This window comes from Methylophaga sp. UBA1464 (genome assembly GCF_002325665.1).
Lineage (GTDB): Bacteria > Pseudomonadota > Gammaproteobacteria > Nitrosococcales > Methylophagaceae > Methylophaga.
In genome coordinates, this window is record NZ_DCSO01000052.1 from 5,360 (window position 1) to 6,216 (window position 857).

1 protein-coding gene is annotated in these 857 nt (G+C 47.6%); it reads left to right on the forward strand.

Annotated features, from left to right (window positions below; genetic code table 11):
- Positions 1–8 precede the first annotated feature (8 nt).
- Positions 9–857: cobaltochelatase subunit CobN (locus B3O33_RS06115; RefSeq protein WP_292363213.1), on the forward strand; the 849-nt coding region annotated here is incomplete at its 3' end.

Below are 857 nucleotides of genomic sequence, written 5' to 3' on the forward strand. Positions count from 1 at the left end.
GTGGCGACTTGACCGGTGAATGGAAATTGCATCAACAATACTGCCAGGCATTGAACAGCCAATGCATTTCAGTTTTGGCCGCCTGGGGGAAACCCAGTGTTGTGGCGATTAAAACTATCCACAATCTGATGAACAACCACTTACAAAACACGCCATGGGGCCTGGTTTCCATTCAGGATTTTGTGATTGGTGGTGGTGATGGTCGGGAACAGGTGGAACAGCTGTTTACCGAAATGAATGTGCCGGTAGTAAAAGGTATCCGTATAACGGAGCTGACTCAAGCTGATTATGATTTATCAGCACAAGGTGTTCCACGCGACTCGATTCATTACCGAATCGCCATGCCCGAGTTACAGGGGGTTAGTCAGCCGCAGATATTAGCCTTATCGGAGCCGGCAAAGCTTGATCAGCAAACCGGTGCACAGCTTACGCAAAGTCTGCCTGTCACCAGCGAAATTAACCGCCAGGCAATACGCATGCAACGCTGGCTGGACCTGCAACAAAAAGACAATGCTGATAAACGTGTTGCGATTATTTATTACAACCATCCTCCCGGCAGACACAATATCGGCGCCGATAATCTGAATGTGCCGGAAAGTTTATTGGAAATATTAAATGCGCTTAAAAACGCAGGTTATCAGACAGGTGAGCTGCCAAAAGATGCGGAATCTTTGCTGGATATGCTGCAACTTCAAGGGGTGAATTTACCTGAAGACGCTGAAGCATTATCAGCGATGTCCAAGGTTGCTAACACTATGACAGCGGATGATTATCAACGCTGGTTCAAACAGTTACCGGCAACGGTTCAGGCTGAAATGATTGATGGTCCTTTGGCAGGATTACAGCAGCGGATGCGT